This window comes from Stenotrophomonas sp. YJH_SMC_43, assembly GCF_059372535.1.
Window position 1 is genome coordinate 251543 of record NZ_JCAFVQ010000004.1, and the last position, 17697, is coordinate 269239.

At 68.1% G+C, this 17697-nt stretch carries 14 protein-coding genes; 4 read left to right on the plus strand and 10 right to left on the minus strand.

The window, feature by feature from the left end:
• Positions 1-57: 57 nt before the first annotated feature.
• On the plus strand, positions 58-1503 hold the full coding sequence (locus AC5QAH_RS18170; RefSeq protein WP_010487309.1) for an FAD-dependent oxidoreductase: 1446 nt from the start codon (positions 58-60) through the stop codon (positions 1501-1503).
• Here the strand turns inward: AC5QAH_RS18170 and AC5QAH_RS18175 are convergent.
• Entirely contained in the window at positions 1489-3897 is a 2409-nt protein-coding gene (locus AC5QAH_RS18175) for an ATP-binding protein (protein ID WP_043397826.1), read from the minus strand. The genes AC5QAH_RS18170 and AC5QAH_RS18175 overlap by 15 nt on opposite strands.
• A gap of 167 nt (positions 3898-4064) precedes the next feature.
• On the opposite strand from AC5QAH_RS18175, the gene AC5QAH_RS18180 reads away from it, so the two are divergent.
• Entirely contained in the window at positions 4065-4931 is an 867-nt protein-coding gene (locus tag AC5QAH_RS18180; RefSeq protein WP_049453915.1) for a hypothetical protein, read from the plus strand.
• 285 nt (positions 4932-5216) lie between these two features.
• On the opposite strand, the gene AC5QAH_RS18185 is transcribed toward AC5QAH_RS18180, so the two are convergent.
• From AC5QAH_RS18185 to ttcA, 3 genes are read right to left on the minus strand one after another with little or no spacing between them, the layout of a single operon-like run.
• The gene (locus AC5QAH_RS18185) at positions 5217-5996 is read right to left on the minus strand and encodes a M48 family metallopeptidase (protein ID WP_032128692.1); all 780 of its coding nucleotides are present in this window, start codon (positions 5994-5996) and stop codon (positions 5217-5219) included.
• 59 nt (positions 5997-6055) lie between these two features.
• Entirely contained in the window at positions 6056-6961 is a 906-nt protein-coding gene (locus AC5QAH_RS18190) for a recombination-associated protein RdgC (protein ID WP_005411825.1), read from the minus strand.
• A 36-nt stretch (positions 6962-6997) separates the two neighbouring features.
• Entirely contained in the window at positions 6998-7930 is a 933-nt protein-coding gene (ttcA, locus tag AC5QAH_RS18195) for a tRNA 2-thiocytidine(32) synthetase TtcA (protein ID WP_180836268.1), read from the minus strand.
• A gap of 91 nt (positions 7931-8021) precedes the next feature.
• Here ttcA and AC5QAH_RS18200 point away from each other — a divergent pair, with 91 nt between their 5' ends.
• On the plus strand, positions 8022-8225 hold the full coding sequence (locus tag AC5QAH_RS18200) for a YdcH family protein (protein WP_005421068.1): 204 nt from the start codon (positions 8022-8024) through the stop codon (positions 8223-8225).
• Positions 8226-8331: 106 nt separating this feature from the next.
• Here the strand turns inward: AC5QAH_RS18200 and plsB are convergent, their stop codons facing one another.
• From plsB to AC5QAH_RS18220, 4 genes are all read right to left on the minus strand, one after another.
• Positions 8332-10968, minus strand: a complete 2637-nt coding sequence (gene plsB, locus AC5QAH_RS18205; RefSeq protein WP_029380147.1) for a glycerol-3-phosphate 1-O-acyltransferase PlsB — start codon at positions 10966-10968, stop codon at positions 8332-8334.
• Entirely contained in the window at positions 10968-11921 is a 954-nt protein-coding gene (locus AC5QAH_RS18210) for a hypothetical protein (RefSeq protein ID WP_495232487.1), read from the minus strand. The genes plsB and AC5QAH_RS18210 overlap by 1 nt, the downstream gene beginning before the upstream one ends.
• A 423-nt stretch (positions 11922-12344) precedes the next feature.
• The gene (gene pyrF / locus AC5QAH_RS18215; protein ID WP_049453913.1) at positions 12345-13070 is read right to left on the minus strand and encodes an orotidine-5'-phosphate decarboxylase; all 726 of its coding nucleotides are present in this window, start codon (positions 13068-13070) and stop codon (positions 12345-12347) included.
• Entirely contained in the window at positions 13067-13990 is a 924-nt protein-coding gene (locus tag AC5QAH_RS18220) for a 5'-nucleotidase, lipoprotein e(P4) family (protein ID WP_049453911.1), read from the minus strand. Before AC5QAH_RS18220 ends, pyrF begins: the two co-directional genes overlap by 4 nt.
• A 101-nt stretch (positions 13991-14091) precedes the next feature.
• On the opposite strand from AC5QAH_RS18220, the gene AC5QAH_RS18225 reads away from it, so the two are divergent.
• On the plus strand, positions 14092-14745 hold the full coding sequence (locus tag AC5QAH_RS18225) for a YceH family protein (RefSeq protein ID WP_495232488.1): 654 nt from the start codon (positions 14092-14094) through the stop codon (positions 14743-14745).
• A 117-nt stretch (positions 14746-14862) separates the two neighbouring features.
• Here AC5QAH_RS18225 and AC5QAH_RS18230 read toward each other — a convergent pair whose 3' ends face one another.
• Together AC5QAH_RS18230 and AC5QAH_RS18235 are read right to left on the minus strand one after the other, a co-directional pair.
• Positions 14863-15387 carry a GNAT family N-acetyltransferase gene (locus AC5QAH_RS18230; RefSeq protein ID WP_043397785.1) on the minus strand — a complete coding sequence of 175 codons (525 nt, stop codon included), beginning with the start codon at positions 15385-15387 and terminating at the stop codon, positions 14863-14865.
• A 261-nt stretch (positions 15388-15648) separates the two neighbouring features.
• A complete protein-coding gene (locus AC5QAH_RS18235; protein WP_049453908.1) occupies positions 15649-17625 on the minus strand; it encodes a UvrD-helicase domain-containing protein in 1977 nt (658 codons plus the stop codon).
• Positions 17626-17697: the final 72 nt, after the last annotated feature.

A 17697-nucleotide genomic window follows, 5' to 3' on the forward strand; every position in this document is an offset into this window, starting at 1 on the left:
TTCCGGTAGTGCCGGCCGCTGGCCGGCAACGTTCCCCCTCGCATTCCAGAGCCCGCCATGAGCCGCAAGCACGCCTTCCAGTTCCTCGACCTGCCCCGCACCATGCCGCAGCGCATTCCGGTGGAACTGCGCACGTCCGGCGACTGGGGCGAGCTGTACGGCAAGTTCGGCAAGGAAGATGCCCAGTACCAGGCCGGCCGCTGCCTGGACTGCGGCAATCCTTACTGCAGCTGGAAGTGCCCGGTGCACAACGCCATTCCGCAGTGGCTGCAGCTGGTGCAGGAAAACCGCATCCACGAGGCGGCCACGCTGTGCCACAGCACCAATCCGCTGCCGGAAGTGTGCGGCCGGGTGTGCCCGCAGGACCGGCTGTGCGAAGGCAGCTGCACGCTGGAAGAGTTCGGTGCGGTGACCATTGGCGCGGTGGAGAAGTACATCGTCGATACCGCGCTGGCCAGCGGCTGGCGCCCGGACCTGGGCGCGGTACAGCCGACCGGCCACAGCGTGGCGGTGATCGGCGCCGGCCCGGCCGGGCTGGCCTGTGCCGACCGCCTGGCACGCGCTGGCATCACCGCCGTGGTCTACGACCGCTACGAACAGATCGGCGGCCTGCTGCAGTTCGGCATTCCCAGCTTCAAGCTGGACAAGGACGTGATCCATCGCCGCCGCGAAGTGCTCGAAGGCATGGGCGTGCAGTTCCGCCTCGGCGTGGAGATCGGCCGCGATGTCAGCGTGCAGCAGCTGCTGGACAGCCACGACGCCGTGTTCGTCGGCACCGGCGCCTACCGCTACACCGATGGCGGCCTCGACGGCCAGGACCTGAAGGGCGTGCTGCCGGCGCTGCCGTTCCTGGTGCAGAACAGCCGCATCGTCAGTGGCGATGACCCTGAGGGCCGGCCGATCGCCGGCTGGGAAGACACCATCGCCCTGCCCGATCTCAACGGCAAGCGCGTGGTGGTGCTCGGTGGCGGCGATACCGGCATGGACTGCGTGCGCAGCGCCGTGCGGCTGGGCGCAGCCAAGGTCACCTGCGCCTACCGCCGTGACGAAGCGAACATGCCGGGCAGCGCGCGCGAAGTGGCCAATGCACGCGAGGAAGGCGTGCGCTTCCTGTTCAACCGCCAGCCGCTGTCGATCGAGGCCGGTGCTGATGACGAAGTGATCGGCGTGACCGTGGTCGAGACCCGGCTGGGCGAACCGGATGCCAACGGCCGCCAGAACGCGGTGCCGATCGAGGGCAGCGAATCGCTGCTGGAAGCGGACGTGGTGATCATCGCCTTCGGCTTCTCGCCGACCTTGCCGGCATGGCTGTCCGAGCATGGCGTGGAAGGCCAGTCCAACGGCCGCATCGTGGCCGGCGGCAAGGACCGCCTGCCGTTCCAGACCGCGCATCCGCGCCTGTTCGCCGGTGGTGATGCAGTGCGCGGTGCCGATCTGGTAGTGACCGCCGTGGCCGAGGGCCGCGACGCCGCCGCCAGCATCGTGCGGCTACTGGCCCACTGAGTCCGGCACCAGCAGTACCGCCAGCAGCGCACGCAATACGTGCGGCTCCACCGGCTTGGCCAGGAAGTGGTCGATGCCAGCCACACGACAGGCTTCGCGGGTGCTTTCCATCACGCTGGCCGTGAGCGCGATGATCGGCACCTGCGCGCGCGCCGGGCAGGCATCGGCGCGGATCGCCCGCGCCAGCGCAAAGCCGTCCATGCCCGGCATGTGGCAGTCGGTAATCACCAGCTCGAACGGCTGCGCCTGCCATGCTGCAAGCGCCGACCGTCCGTCGGTACAGGCGTGGACCTGCAGCCCGAGCGCACACAGGCGTTGCTCCAGCAGATGCAGGTTGGTGGGATGGTCTTCAGCCACCAGCACGCGCGACGCCGGCAATGGACGCTCGTCCGCAACCGCCGCCGAAGGTGCAGCCACGGGTGCCTCGCAGGCATCCAGGTCCAGATCCAGCCAGACCGTGGTGCCTTTCCCGGGTGAGCTGCGCAGCTGCAGCTCCGCGCCCATCGAGGTCGCCAGCTCGCGGCAGATCGCCAGGCCCAGCCCACTGCCGCCAAAGCGCCGTGTGGTCGAGCGCTCCGCCTGGGTATAGGCGGCGAACACCGCCTGCTGGCGTTCCTCGCTGATGCCCACGCCGCTGTCGCTCACCTGCAGGCGCAGCCGCTGGCCGCCGTCACGCTGCTGCAGTACCTGCACCTGCAGTTCCACGTGGCCCTGCCGGGTGAACTTCAATGCGTTGCCGGCCAGGTTGAACAGGATCTGGCGCAGGCGCAGGCCGTCGGCCAGCGATCCCGGCTGCATCTCCGGATCCAGCACCACCTGCAGGTGCAGGCCGCGGCTGGCGGCCACCGGCATCAGCAGTTGCTGCACCGCGCGCACCAGTGCCGCCAGATCGATGGGCCGCAGCTGCAGTGGTGCGCCCTGCAGGCGCTGGCTGTGCAGGACATCGTCGAGGATCTGCCGCAACATCCGCGCGGCATCATCGACCGTGGCCAGCACCTGCTGCTGGCGCGCCTCCAGCCTGCTGCCCGCCAGCCGTTCGAGCATGCCCAGCAAGGTGCTCATCGGGGTGCGGATCTCGTGGCTCATCGTTGCCAGGAAGTGCGCCTTGGCCTGTGCTGCCTGTTCGGCCTGGCGGCGCGCGTCGGCCAGCGCGCGGGTACGTGACTGCACCTCGCTGACGTCGATCCAATAGCCGCTCCACTCGACGTCGCTGTCGTCGCAGGGCAACGGCCGCCCATGCGAACGCACCCATCGCCACCCTTGTGGCGAACGGGTGCGGAAAGTGACGTCGATCGGGCCACGCGCCAATGCAGCCGTCTCGACACAGGCCATCACCTGGCTGCGGTCATCCGGATGGACCGCGGCCAACAACCGCTGGTGATCGATCCGCGCGGTCTCCACGCTGATTCCGAACAGGGCCTGCACGTCACCGGCGATCTGCGGAAAGCTGTAATGGCCGCCCGCCGACCGACGCGCCTGGTAGACCACCGCCGGCAGGTTCGCAGTCACCTCCTGCAGGCGCTGCTCCACTACTCGGCGGCGCACGCTTTCGCGATGCACCCGCCAGTAACCGTAGGCATGTACCAGCGCCAGGGCGAGCAGGATCAACGAGGCCGGCACCAGCCAGCGCAGGGGCGACGATGACGGGGAATTACGCGGCCGGTCCGGCAGCCAGTCCGCGCGGATCTGTTCGCGCTCGGTATCGGTCAGCTGCGACAGCGCGTGCTCGAAGCCGACGATGACATCGGCGCAGGCGGGCGTGGTCGCCAGCACCAGGGCATCATCGAAACCGGCCGGCGCAGCGATCAGCAGTGCATCGCCCTGGTAGCGGCGCAACGCGGCCTCGACGTCGCCGAGGTTGGCGACGACCGCATCGATCAATCCGGTGCCCAGCAGCGGGAGCGCATCGTCCAGCGCTGCCGGTGGCAGCAGCTGTGCACCCGCTGCCTGCTCGGCCAGCAGCCCCTGCAGCGGCATCCGGCTGGGGCTGGCCACGGTGCGTCCACGCAGATCTTCCAGGCCCAGCACCGGCGGCGTACCCTCCCGGCGGACGATCACCTGTGGCAGCTGCAGGTAGGGCGTGCTGGCCACCCACCCGGCGGGCAGCTGCGAGCGTGGCCACCCCAGCAGCGCCTGGGTGCCGGCCGGCAGCTCATCCCGGTCCACGCTGGCGGCCGGCACGGGCAGCAGCTGCAGTGGCCGTTGCCGGCCCAACAGCTCCAGGTACACCGCGCCGAGCCCCCGTGCCTCACCCTGTTCGCTGGACGACAAGGGTGCGCGGTCGGAAGGCCAGGCGATGCGCAGCGGTGTCCTGCAGCCCGTGGCGGAGGCCGTGGCAGGCAGCAGCAGGCTGGCCATGACAGCAATGGCTGCCGGGAAGCCGGCGACATTCACGGTAGGCATCCTCATCTCGCGGGCGGAAGGAACGGCCGCGCTGCGGTACCGCTGCCTGCCACGCTATCGACGTGCGGACCGACGGCAATGAAGAAAGTTGTAAAAGCATCCAGATAGGGGAATGCCGACATACACTGCCGCCTTCACCCGTAACTGCGGAGCGTTCGATGCGCATCGGCCTGGCTGCCAACCGTCTTCATCACCACGACGCGCGCGCCGCGCTGTTCCGTTGGCTGCGCAGCAGCGAGGCCGGCCTGCGCGAGCTGGGCGTGTCGCTGCATGCGGTCGGTCGCACCCATGACGCGATCGAACGACAGGGCTTCCTGGCCGGGTACGCGGGCCTGCACCGTTATCCCTACGGTCGCGAGGGTGGGCTGATGAAGCTGGTCGCCGAAGTCGTTGGCATGGGTCCGGATCGGACACTGGATGGCGCGATCTACCTGATCGACCCGGTCGATCCGTCCTCGGTATTTCCGGAAGCCACGGCGCTGAAGCGCCAGTGCGTGATTCACGGCAAGCCGTTCATTTCGACCGTGGCCACCGCACGCGACTGGGTCGAAGTGGAGCGCGTCCACGCCGGGCTGGCGGCAGACGGCGGCGCCGACGACCTGCATGCGTTCGAAGGCCAGACGCTGGCGCTGATCGCGCACGATGCGATGAAGCCGGCGATGCTGGCCTTCGCCGATGAGCACTTCGATGTGCTGGTCCGGTTCGGTGAGCGGGTGGCGACGGGCACCACCGGCCAGCGTTTGAACGAACTGGCCTGGAGCCGGGGCTGGCCACGTGATACGCCGTGGGTGACGCGCTACCAGAGCGGCCCGATGGGCGGTGATGCGCAGATTGCCGACCGGGTGCTGGAGGGGCGCTGCCAGCGTGCGATTTTCTTCGAGGATCCGCACGTGGCCCGCCAACATGAGGCGGATATCCAGCTGCTGGAGCGCGCGGTGACGACGGTGACCGATCAGGCGGTGTGCATTACGGCGCCGCGGGTGGCGGCGCGGTGGGCGACGGCGGCGGCGCTGCGGGCGGGGTAAGGGTTTCGGCCAACGGCTGAGCCCTTCGTGGTCGGTGGGGTCTGCACGATCATGAGGTTGGCCGGGATGGGTGGAATTGCGGGGGACGCCGTAAACCCGTCCCTGGGGGCTTGGCCGCGGCATCCATGCCGCGGACACCCCCGCAATCCCACCCATCCCGTCCTTCGACAGTTTCCGGTGTGCCCACCACGGAAGAAAGAAAGAAGAGCAGGAGCGGGGCGCGCGCTGCGCGAGCTCCATGGCGCGTTGCAGAAGAATGCGTGGGCAACTGCTGTAGCGCTGGCGCTACAGCAGTTGCCTGAGCATGGCCTTCAGGCGTCGCCCTTCCAGCTGGAAGTAGTCGCGCTGCTCGCGCCAGGCGGGGAAGCGTTGTTCCACTTCGTGCCAGAACGCGGGCGAGTGGTTGGGCTGGATCAGGTGGCAGAGTTCATGCACCAGCACGTATTCGAACGCTTCCGAGCGGCCCAGCACCAAGGCCAGGTCCAGTGCCATGCTGCCGTCGGGGGCCAGTGAGCCCCATTGCGAGGACATCACCTTCAGCCGCAGGCGGCTGGGTGCGCGCGGCAGGGTGGGCAGGTACTTCGGCAGCCAGCGCCCGACGTCGGCGCGGGTCTGGGCTTCGTAGAACTCGCGCAGCAGACGGCGCAGGGTGGCGTCACCACCACGGGTGGGCCACTGCACGCAGGCGCCGTGCGCGTCGATCTCCAGGCGCGCATAGCGGCCTTCCTGCCAGCGCAGTGGCAGCAGTTCGCCGCGCAGGGGCAGCACGCCGTCTTCGCCGGGCTGCAGCGGCGCCGGCAGGCCCTGGCCCTGGTACTGGCGCAGCTGCAGTGCAAGCCAGTCGCGGTGCTGTTCCAGGAAGCGTTCGCCCATCACCAGGCTTGCGCGCGGCGGCAGGGTCAGGCGCGCGCCGCGCTCGTCCACGCTCAGCTTGATGCGCCGTGCACGCGGATCACGCACGCGCAGTACCTCGATCTCGGCATCCTCCAGGCGCAGGCGAACGGTGTCGCGCTGTACGGTGGCGGGCGGGGTCGGGCTGATCAGGCGGCGCAACAGACGGCTCATGCACCCAGCATAGCGCTGCTTCGGGCCGCCGGATGACCGGCGGCCGTCGGGCTGCCTGTTCAGTCAGCCTTGCTGAGCTTGAAGGCTTCTTCCAGCAACAGGAACAGGCGGCGGATCTCGGCGCTCTGCAGGGCGAAGCGGGCGTCGAACTCGGCGCGGCGGCCATCTTCGTCGGCATGCTCCAGCTGGTCCAGGGCACCGTCGAGGAACTTCAGCTTGCGCACGATCAGGTCGTCGCCGATCACGAAGGACAGGTTGTCCTCGAAGATCAGCGCCAGCTTGGTCACCTGCTTGCCGGCGTCCAGGTGCTTGTCGATCTCGTCGCAGCGCAGCTCCTGGTGCTGGCACTTGACCACCGCGCCACCTTCCACCGGGTCCTTCATCTCGCACTCTTCGCCCAGGCTCAGCCCGGTCGGCAGCGGCTCGCCGGCGATCCAGCCGGTCAGGATCGAGCGCGGCGCGACTTCGGCGTTCAGCGGCATCGCCGGGAAGCTGCCGAGCAGGCCGCGGATGTCGGACATGAAGTATTCGCCGGTCTTGCGGCTGGAGGTATCCACTGCCACGTAGCCGTGCTGCAGGTCGATGAAGGCGTCGTTGCGCGAGGACTTCACGAAGGCGCGCGGCAGCAGTTCATGCAGCAGGTCGTCCTTCATGCGCTTGCGCTCGCGGCCACCCGGGCGGCGGCCTTCCTTCTCCTCGATCTCCTCCAGCTTGCGCTCGAGCAGGTCGTTGACCACCGCCGCCGGCAGGATCTTGTCCTCCCCGCCCACGGTCAGCCACAGGTGCTCGGCGATGCGGTGGGAGAGCAGCTCCTTCTCCTCGCGGCCGAACGGTGAGATGAAACCGCGCGAGTTCATTTCCAGCGCGCCGACCGGCTTCAGCAGGGCGTGCGGCAGCAGGGTGTCGACTTCGGAAAAATCGGTGGTGGTCGGGAAACGGAAGAACGTCAGGTTGCGAAAGAACATGGAATTCCGGATGGCAAAGAGGAAGGGCGGCCGACCTTAAACGGCGGGCGTCTCGGGATCTGCGTCGGCGTCGGCCGGGGAACCGGCCAGCCAGGCATGGGCGTCGGGCAGCGGCGCGTCGTCGCGACGGCCCAGCGCCATGAAATCGAACAGGGTGGTGTCAGCCAGCTGCGAGGGCCGGACTTCGCCCATGGCACGCGCGATCTGCTCGATGCGGCCCGGGTGGTCCTTTTCCCATTGCTTCAGCATCAGGCCGACCTGGCGGCGCTGCAGGTTCTCCTGGCTGCCGCACAGGTTGCAGGGAATGATCGGGAACTGGCGCGCCTGCGCGTACTCGACGATGTCACTCTCGCGCACGTAGGCCAGCGGCCGGATCACCACATGCTTGCCATCATCGCTGCGCAGCTTCGGCGGCATGCCCGACAGCTTGGCGTGGTGGAACAGGTTCATGAAGAACGTGGCCACCATGTCGTCGCGGTGGTGGCCCAGCGCGATCTTGGTGAAGCCATGGATTTCGGCGTAGTTGTACAGCGCACCACGACGCAGCCGCGAGCACAGCGAGCACATCGTCTTGCCTTCCGGAATGACCCGGCTGACCACCGAATAGGTGTCCTGCTCGATGATGTGGTACGGCACGCCCAGCCCTGCCAGGTACTCCGGCAGCACGTGCTCGGGGAAGTCCGGCTGCTTCTGGTCCAGGTTCACCGCCACCAGCTCGAACGGCACCGGCGCCTTCTTCTGCAGCTGCAGCAGCACGTCCAGCAGGGTGTAGCTGTCCTTGCCGCCGGACAGGCAGACCATGACCTTGTCGCCGGCCTCGATCATGCCGAAGTCGGCAATCGCCTCACCGACCTGGCGGCGCAGGCGCTTGGCCAGCTTGTGCTGCTCGCGCTCGGCCACGCGCGGATCGCGGGCGGCGCGCGGCTGGGAACGCGGCAGGGGATCGGGAAGGGAAATCACGGCACTCATGGGTTCCATTCTAACGGCTCGGAGCGGCCACGGCCGGGGGTCGGGATTCCCCTCTCCCGGCAGTCATCAACGCTGTGTATGCTCGGAGGCTGTGGACACCTACAGCCCCGCCGAGATCGTCGAGCACCTCGCCGCCCTGCGCGCCGAGCATCGCCTGCTGGATGAACAGATCACCCGCATGGCCGCCAATGGCGAGGACGAACTGGAAGCCAAGCGCCTGAAGCGGCGCAAGCTGCAGTTGAAGGACTGCATCGCCAGGCTGGAAAGCCTGCAGATTCCCGACGAGCCGGCCTGAGCGGTGGCCCATCCACGCATGGCGTGGATCTACTGCTTCGCCCTTGGTAGATGCCAACCTTGGTTGGCATGCCGTTCGCCGGGCATGGCCATGCCCGGCGCTACCTTCAATCCTGCGGCGCCGGCTCGTCCGGGCGTGCCGCTTCCGGGCTGACCCGTTCGATGGTGTGGCGCAGCTCGCGGCCGAGGATGAACTTGGCGTCCTTGGCCCAGGCATCCAGGCGCTCGTCGAACAGCAGCTTGCTGTTCTCGTCCGGCCACACCAGGCGCAGCTCGCGCAGCTTCTGGATGAAGCCACGGAACAGGGTGCGGTCGAAGAACTCCGGCGCGGCCGGTGCATAGAGCAGGCTCAGACGCTGCGCCGCCTGCTGGCACAGGCTTTCCAGCTCGGCCGCACCCAGCACGCCCGGGCCGTTCTTCACCAGCACCGAAATGGCGATGTAGTAGCGCTCGAATGCCTGCTGTAGTGAATGGCCAATCGCACGCAGGCGGAACACCTCGTCGGTCTGCCCGGTGTTGCGCGCCAGGATTCCACCGTCGTCATCGTTGACGTTCTGCAGCAGGCCCTCGCGCACGAACACGTCGATGGTCTGGTCGATGCGCTGGGCGAACTCGTCCTCGCTCCACGGCAGGAACAGTTCGGCCTGCAGGAACGGGTACACCGTGCGGCCCAGCTGGACCAGGCCGGTGCGGCTCATGCGGCGGTTGTTCTGGAAGCAGCAGGCCACCCACGACGAGGCGGTGAACAGGTGCAGCACGTTGTTGCGGAAGTAGCTCAGCAGCACCGCGGTATCGCCGCTGACGCTGAGCACATCGCCCAGGGGGTGCTTGACGCGGGTGAGGACGTTGATTTCCTCGGCATGGGCGATGATCCGCTCCGGCGAATGCGGGGTCACCGTCACCCGGTCCGAATACGGCATCTCGACCAGCAGCGTCTTGCACAGCTCGATCTGCGCGATCAGGTCGGCCTCACCCATCGCGTGCTTCGGCGTGGACAGCAGGGCCAGCGCCAGCAGGTTGATCGGGTTGACGTCGGCGGCGCCGTTGATGCGCACCTGGATGCGTTCGGCCAGCGTATCCACCGTGGTCGACAGCCACGCCGGCTTCTCGTCCTCGGACACCGCCTCGCCCTTCCACTCCGGGGCCTTCTCGGCCAGCACGTCGTTCAGCGCGATCGGCTCGCCGAAGTTCACCACCACCTGGCCGTAGTTCTGCTTGAGCACCTTGGGGATGCCCCACAGCAGCGACCAGATCGATTCCTTCTCCTTCGGCCGGCCGGACAGTTCGTCCAGGTAGCTGCCGCCCTCCATCAGCTTCTCGTAGCCGATGTAGATGGGCTGGAACAGCACCGGCTTGCGCGGCTGGCGCAGGAACGCACGCAGCGTCATCGAGATCATGCCGCCCTTGGGCTGCAGCAGGCGGCCGGTACGCGAGCGGCCGCCTTCGACGAAGTACTCCAGCGAGTAGCCGCCGGCCACCAGCTGCGCGACGTACTCACTGAGCACGGCCGAGTACAGCGCGTTGCCGCGGATCGAGCGGCGGATGAAGAACGCACCGCCCTTGCGCAGCAGGGTGCCGACCACCGGCAGGTTCAGGTTGATGCCGGCCACGATGTGCGGCGGCACGATGCCACGGTCGTACAGCAGGTAGGACAGCAGCAGGTAGTCCATGTGGCTGCGGTGGCTGGGCACGTAGACCACTTCGTGGCCCGGCGCGGCGGCCTTGAACTTGTCCAGGTGGTGCACCAGCACGCCCGCATAGATGCGGTTCCACACGTGGCTGAGCATGAAGCTGGCCGAGCGCACCACCGGGCTGGAGTAGTCCGCGGCGATTTCCCAGGCGTAGGCATGCGCCTTCTTCCAGGCGTCGGCCGGCTTCGAGTTGTCGCGCTTGGCCTGCGAGGCGATCGCTTCGCGCACCGGTTCGGCCGCCAGCACCTGGTCCACCAGCAGGCGGCGGGTCGACAGGTCAGGGCCGATCACCGATTCACGGATGCGGCGGAAGTGCGTACGCAGCACGCGCTGCAGCTTGCGTACCGTGCGCTCCGGCTCCAGGCCTTCGTCCACGGTGCTGCGCAGCGAGATCGGCGGGGCGAAGCGGACGATGGTACTGCGGCCGTTGAGCAGCACCGCCAGCAGGCGGCGGAAGCGGCCCACCAGCGCCCAGTTTTCCGAGAACAGCACCGCGAACCAGCCGCTCTGCTTGTCCGGCGCGCGGCCGACGAAGATCGATACCGGCACCAGATGCACGTCCAGGTCATCGCGCACGCGATGGGCCTGCAGCACCTTGGCCAGCGAATCGGAATGGGTCTTGGCGCCGCGCTGCTCGGGGATCAGCGAGTTGCTGGAGCTGCGCCGCGACAGCGCCAGGTAGGCGCGCTTGCGGCCGGTCGGATCACCGGCCAGCGGCACCAGCGGCGACGGCAGCCCAGCCTGGCGGCAGGCCTTGTCCAGGATCAGCGCGTTGGACAGGCCGTAGTCTTCCAGCACATACATGACCGGGCGGCCATCGTTGTACTGGCCCGGGTCTTCCGGCTCGATCTTCAGCGACAGCCACGGCTCGACCAGGCGGCCCAGCAACCGTGCCCACAGCGGGCGGCGGCCGGCCGGACGCGCATGCGCGGGCGGCGGTACCGGGTTCGGGCCGGTACCGGTCGAGGGGGACGCCGGCACCGTATCGGCGGGCGTCGACTGGGATTCTTCGCCGGGGAACGGCAGCGGGTTCTGTTTCGACATCGGCGCCATTATGGCTTAGGCGGCGGCGTTGCCGCTTCCCCACCCTCGGCGGGGGCTTCAACCGGGGCGGGGGCCGCCGCAGCGCGGGCCGCATCGGCCTTGCGCAGCAACGCGTCGGTGTCGGCCAGGGTGCGGGTCAGGTACCAGTGGCCCTCGCGACGGCTCAGCGGTAGCTGCAGGGTCATTTCGCGGCCAGCCAGGTCGTAGTGCAGGCGTACCAGCGCATTGTCACCCTCCACCGAGAGCAGCTCACCGCGCACGCTGCGCAGCGCATCGTCCACGCCCAGCCCGTAGCTGCCCAGCACCGCCTTGAGGGTGTGGATGAACGGCGCGAGCTGCTGCAGGCTGCCTTCCATGCCCGCGGCCTGCATGTCGGCCTCATCCTCGAAGCCGACCTTGCTGGCTGCGCCGACCAGCGCGGCGATGGTGCTGCGCGCGCGGGCGCGGTCACTGATCGGTGCCCCCTGCGCCCAGCTGGCGAGGGTTTCGACGAGGGCGATGTAATGCGCCTGCTGGCCCGGTGTGTAGCCCTTCTGATGGCGCAGGTACTGCACACCGAAGTTGCCCATCGACTGCGCGGCCTGGCGCACGGCACCGGCCTGGCCTGCCAGCTGGCGGTCGAAGCTGCGTTGCAGTTCGGCGCTGGCATTGGGCGCGCGCAGCGCGGCCAGCATCGGCAGCAGCTGGTCACCCAGCGGCAGCTCGGTCAGCGGCCACTGGCTGCGGCCCTCGGCCCAAGCCTGCTGCAGGCGCTGGTACTGGCTCGGCGGTACCGACAGCTTTGCATAGCCGACCAGATCGTCTTCGGCCAGGCGCAGGGCCATCGCCTGCACCGCCGCAACCGGTTCGGCCGCCGGCCTGGCCGGATCGTTGGCCGATTCACGACACGCGGCCACCGCCAGCAGCAGCATGGCTGCCAGCCCCCATCCACGCGCAGACCTTCCTCGCACTGCCACGCTCATGCACTCGGACTCCCCGGACCGGTCCGCATCTTGCGGCCTGCGACGTGACAGCGGCAAGCCGGGACGTCACGGTTTCCGCTGTTGCTTGTGCAAGTCACTGATCAGAATAAAAAAAGAGCCGGGATCACGGGGATCACAGGCTCTTCAAGCCGGCGCGGGGCCGGTGGACAGTGTTGTGGCACATGTCCGGTCCGAGGACCGGATGGCGGCGATCCTACGCTGCCGCTCAAGTTAAGGCAACACTTCACGTAGTTACGTATAAATCATTGATTTTATTGATCAAACCGACGCTTCGCATGGAGGCCATGAAATCTACGGCAGGTTTTGCGGCGATTCGGGCACAACCGCTGGTGGACGGATGCAAAAACGCCATCCCGCGCGGGTCGGGATGGCGTTCGGGCCTGCAGCCTGCGCAGCGGAATCTCAGCGCGCAGCCAGCGCCGAGGTGATTTCCTGCTGGATGGCCCGGGCCGCGGCCTGCGGATCGGCCGCCAGGCGGATCGGGCGACCGACCACGATGGCATCGGCGCCATCGGCAAAGGCCTGGGCCACGCCAACGGTACGCTTCTGGTCATCGCCGACCGGGCCACCGGGGCGGATGCCCGGGCAGACGATCGAGAACCCGGCGCCGGTAGCGGCACGGATCGGGCCGGCTTCCTGGCCCGAGGCGATCACGCCATCGATGCCGGCCGCCTGCGCGGCCAGCGCGCGCTCGACCACCACGTCCACCGGCTCACGGTCGATGCCCATCTGGGCCAGGTCCGGGCGGCCCATCGAGGTCAGCACGGTCACCGCCAGCAGGCGCATGTCGCTGCTGTTGGCGGCGGCGCAGGCTTCCATCATCGCCGGGTGCCAGCCATGGATGGTGGCGTAGCTGACCGGCCACTGCGACAGGCGCTTGATCACCGCCGCGGCGGTGGCCGGGATGTCGAAGAACTTCAGGTCGACGAACACGCGCTTGTCGCGGCGGGCCAGCTCGTCCAGCACCTGGAAGTACTCGCCGGAGGCGAGCAGTTCCATGCCGATCTTGTAGAACGCCACGCTGTCGCCAAGGCGGTCGACCCACTCAAGCGCCTGCACGCGGTCAGGCACGTCCAGCGCGAAGATCAGGCGCTCGTCGTCGCGCAGCGGCAGCGGCGCGCGGCTCACGGTGCGTAGTCCAGGGCAGCGCGCTTGGCGTCGTGGCGGGCCTGGCGCGACTGGCTGTAGTCGTTGTTGAACTGCGCCGGCTCGAAGCCACCGTAGGTCGGGTTCGGCAGCATCCACCAGCGCTCGCCGAACCAGTCGTGGTACTGCTGCAGCAGCGCGTCACGGCCGTCGTTGGTGTTGGCGGTCACTTCGACGAAATCGCCCAGCTGGTCGCCGAACTGCATCAGCACGCGGTATTTCTGCCCGGCCAGGCGGCGGCGGCAGTTCTTCTCGCTGCCGGCCTGCTCGCAGCCTTCGACCACGGTGCCCAGGCCGAGGAACACGCTGTCGTCGGCCACCGGCAGGCCCTGCTCGCGCAGGTTGGCCAAGGTCGCGTCCTTCAGGTGCACGGCGCGGTTGGAGATGTACAGCAGGGTCACGCCCTTGGCGTTGGCGGCCTTGGCGAAATCGACCACGCCCGGAATGGCCTTGGCCTTCTTCTCGGCCACCCACTGGTCCCAGCTCAGCTCGTCGTACTCCTTGCCATCGCGCACCAGGCGCGCCTGGTAGGGCGAGTTGTCCAGCACGGTCTCGTCCACGTCCAGCACCACGGCCGGCTTCAGGCCCTTGGCCTCGTTGCCGCGTTCTTCCGGCACCAGCGCATCCCAGTGGGCTTCCTTCAGCGCGGCGTCCAGGTGGTCGGCGGCGGCGCGGTAGGTCTGCTCGGTGATCGCCTTGTACTCCTGCGCGCGCTGCATCCACAGCACTGCATTGAGGTTGTCATTGGCAGTGGCATCGAGCGCACCGTCGGCCTTGGCAGCGGCGGCCGGGGCCTCCGGCGCAACGGCTTCAGCGGCAGGCGCATCCACGCGCTTGCAGGCGGACAGGCCCAGCGCCGCAGTGGCGAGCAGGGTCAGGGACAGGGAAACGGGACGACGCATGGATTCACCGGCAATCAGATATACCCGCGCATTTTACCGGCAAAGGCGGTCCCGGGACGGCTATGCTTGGCGGTTGACCCGTTGCCCTTCCGGAGGCCGCCATGACCGATTCCACCCAGACCCCCGACGTCCCCCTGCTCGACGCCGTGCAGGCCCGCCTGCTGGGCTGCCTGGTGGAGAAGGAGGCGACCACCCCGGACACCTATCCACTGACCGTCAATGCCGCCCAATCGGGTGCCAACCAGAAGACTGCCCGCGAGCCGGTGATGAACATCGACGCCGGCAGCGTGCAGCACGCGCTGCGCCAGCTGGAGGCGTTGGGCCTGGCCCGCCAGCACTTCTCCTCGCGCGCGGACCGCTACGAGCACCGCCTGCAGGCCGCGCTGGACCTGACCCGGCAGCAGACCGTGCTGCTGGCGCTGCTGCTGCTGCGTGGGCCGCAGACCCTGGGCGAACTGATCACGCGCAGCGAACGCCTGCACCGCTTCGCCGACACCGACGAGGCCCGCCACGCCATCGATCGCCTGCAGCAGCGCGCGCTGCTGGTGGTGCTGCCGCGCGCCAGCGGCCAGCGCGAAGACCGCTACATGCACCTGCTGTGCGGCGAAGTGGACGGCGCGGCGCTGGCGGCGAAGTACGCCAGCAGCGGCGGTGGCAGCAGCGATGCGGCCGACCCGGGCCTGGCCGAGCGCGTGGCCCAGCTGGAAGCGGCGGTGGCCGAACTGCAGGCACAGTTGGCCGAACTGCGCGGTTGAGGGGGTGGGTGCCGACCGTTGGTCGGCACTGCATCTGAATAGTGCCGACCAACGGTCGGCACCCACCTTCAGCCGCTACTGTGCCGGCCAGCGGCCGGCACCTACCAACATGAGGGGTCAGACCTGCGCCGCACCGGGCGTTGCATACAACCGGCTCGGGCTGTCCACGCCCGGCAACTGGATCACCCCGCGCGTCTGCATACCCAGGCCCTGCAGGATCTTCCCGGACACCACGTTGTCCAGATCGGTGATGCCATACAGATCGTGCAGGCCCAGCGCTCCACGCGCATGCGCGAACACCGCGCGTGCCGCCTCACCGGCATAGCCCTGCCCGGCGAATTCCGACAGCACCGCATAGCCGATGTCCGGCCCCGGCAGGCCATCCCGCCGCACCAGCCCGGCGTTGCCCAGCCAGGCACCATCGGACAACCGCTCGATGGCATACATGCCGAAGCCATTCAACGCATAGCTGTGCAGCACCCGCAGCGCAATGTACTCGCGTGCCTGTTCTTCGTCGCGCACGTTGCGGTCACCGATGAAACGCACGAAGCCCGGATCGTTGAGCAGGGCCAGCATCGGTGCCGCATCACGGTCCGGTTCAATGGCCCGCAGCCGCAGGCGCTCACTCTCGATCGGTTGCACAGGCAGACCTCCAGCCGAAACCCCGATTCTGCCTCAACCGCCGGCTGTTGCTTTTGATTTCCTCTGCATTGCCGTGGAAGGAAGCGCCCGGAATCTGTCAGAGGCCGGTCGGGGTGGGTTCGCGGGGGTATCCGCGCCATGGATGGCGCGGCTAAGCCCCCAAGGACGGGTTCACGGCGTCCCCCGCGAACCCACCCCGACCGGCCACACTGCGGAACCAACGCGCGCTCCACCACGGAGGGGCGGCGCCGTTGGAGCGCCCTAGTCGAACAGCGCCTCAATCGCCGCCAACCCCGCGCTCGCCCGTTCCTTCTTGCGCGCCGCATCGGCCACCGGGTCCGCGCCATCGCGCTGGATCTCCTCGGCCGGAATCTCCTCGAAGAACCGGCTCGGCTTCAACCGCACATGTTCGCCAAACTTGCGCGTCAGCTTGCTGTAGCTCATCCACAGCTGGATCTTGGCGCGGGTGATGCCCACGTACAGCAGGCGACGTTCTTCCTGCAGGTTGCCCTCGTCCAGGCTGACCTGGTGCGGCAGCACGCCGTCCTCGCAGCCGACGATGAAGACATAGGGGAATTCCAGGCCCTTGGACGCATGCAGGGTCATCATGCGCACCTGATTGCCGCCCTCGTCCTTGTCGCTGCGCGACAGCAGCGCCAGCTGGCCGGCCAGGTCGGCGGCGGTGGCACCGCGCGGGCCGCCCTCGAACCACTGCGCCAGTTCCTCGATGTTGTTCGCCCGGCGCTGGTAGCTGGCCTCTTCCTTGGCCTGCTGGCGCAGCTCGCTGAGCAAGCCCGATTCCTTGGCCACCTTGCGGATCATGTCGCCGGACGTCACCTGGCGCATCTGCGCCCGCAGGTCGCGCAGGATGTCGGTGAAGCGCGCCAGGCTGTTGGCCGCGCGCGGCGGCAACTGCTGCAGGGCGCCGATGGTCTCGGCCACATGCGCCATCGGCATGTCCTTTTCCTGCGCCAGCTCGGCCAGCCTGGCCAGCGTACCGGCACCCACGTCGCGCTTGGGCGACTGCACCGCCCGCATGAACGCGGTGTCGTCGTCCGGGTTCACCAGCAGGCGCAGCCAGGCCAGCGTGTCCTTCACTTCCTGGCGTTCCAGGAACATGGTGCCGCCGGTCAGGTGGTAGGGAATGCGCAGCAGCTGCATCGCCTTTTCCAGCGGGCGCGACTGGAAGTTGCCACGGAACAGGATGCAGAAATCACTCCACGGCACGTTGCGCGACTGCGCCACGAAGGCGATTTCGGCGGCGACCTTTTCCGCTTCGTGTTCGCTGTTGCGGCATTCCCACACGCGGATGCGTTCGCCGTCGGCCTGGTCGCTCCACAGCTTCTTCAGGTGTTCGTGCGGGTTGTTGGCGATCAGCGCGTTGGCCGCGCGCAGCACGCGGTTGGAGCAGCGGTAGTTCTGCTCCAGCTTGATGATTTCCAGCGTGGGGTAATCGCGCCCCATCTGCTGCAGGTTTTCCGGGTTGGCGCCGCGCCAGGCGTAGATCGACTGATCGTCATCGCCCACGCAGGTGAAGTTGCCCTTGTCACCGGCCAACTGCTTGAGCAGCCGGTACTGCGCGTCGTTGGTGTCCTGGCATTCGTCCACCAGCAGGTAGCCGATGCGCTCACGCCAGGCCAGCGCGATCTCCGGATTTTCCTCCAGGATCTGCACCGGCAAACGGATCAGGTCATCGAAGTCGACCGCGTTGAACGCCGTCAGGCGCAGCTGGTAACGCTCGTAGACACTGGCCGCTTCTTTCTCGCGGTTGCTGCGCGCGGCGGCCATCGCCTGTTCGGGCGACAGGCCGGCGTTCTTGGCGCGCGACACCAGGTTCTTCATGTCCTCGATGTCGTCGGGCTTGGCCCCGTACATCAGGTCCTTGATCTGCGCAGCAGCATCGTCGGCATCGAAGATCGAGAATCCACGCTTCAGGCCCACGGCGGCGTGTTCGATCTGCAGGAACTTCAGGCCCAGGGCGTGGAAGGTGCAGATGGTCACCTCGTCGGCATCCTGCTCGCGCAGGCGCTTGGCGACGCGCTCGCGCATTTCCTTGGCCGACTTGTTGGTGAAGGTGATCGCCGCAATGCGGCGCGCGGGATAGCGCCCGCAGCCGATAAGGTGAGCGATCTTCTCGACGATCACGCGCGTCTTGCCACTGCCTGCACCGGCGAGCACCAGCAGGGGGCCCTCGATGTGCAGGACGGCGGCGGCTTGGGGAGGATTGAGACCGTGCATTGGAGGGGGATTGTAGCGGGCCCGGGTGACGGCCACAGCCGCCGGCCGATGGGGATGCTGAACGGCTTCGGC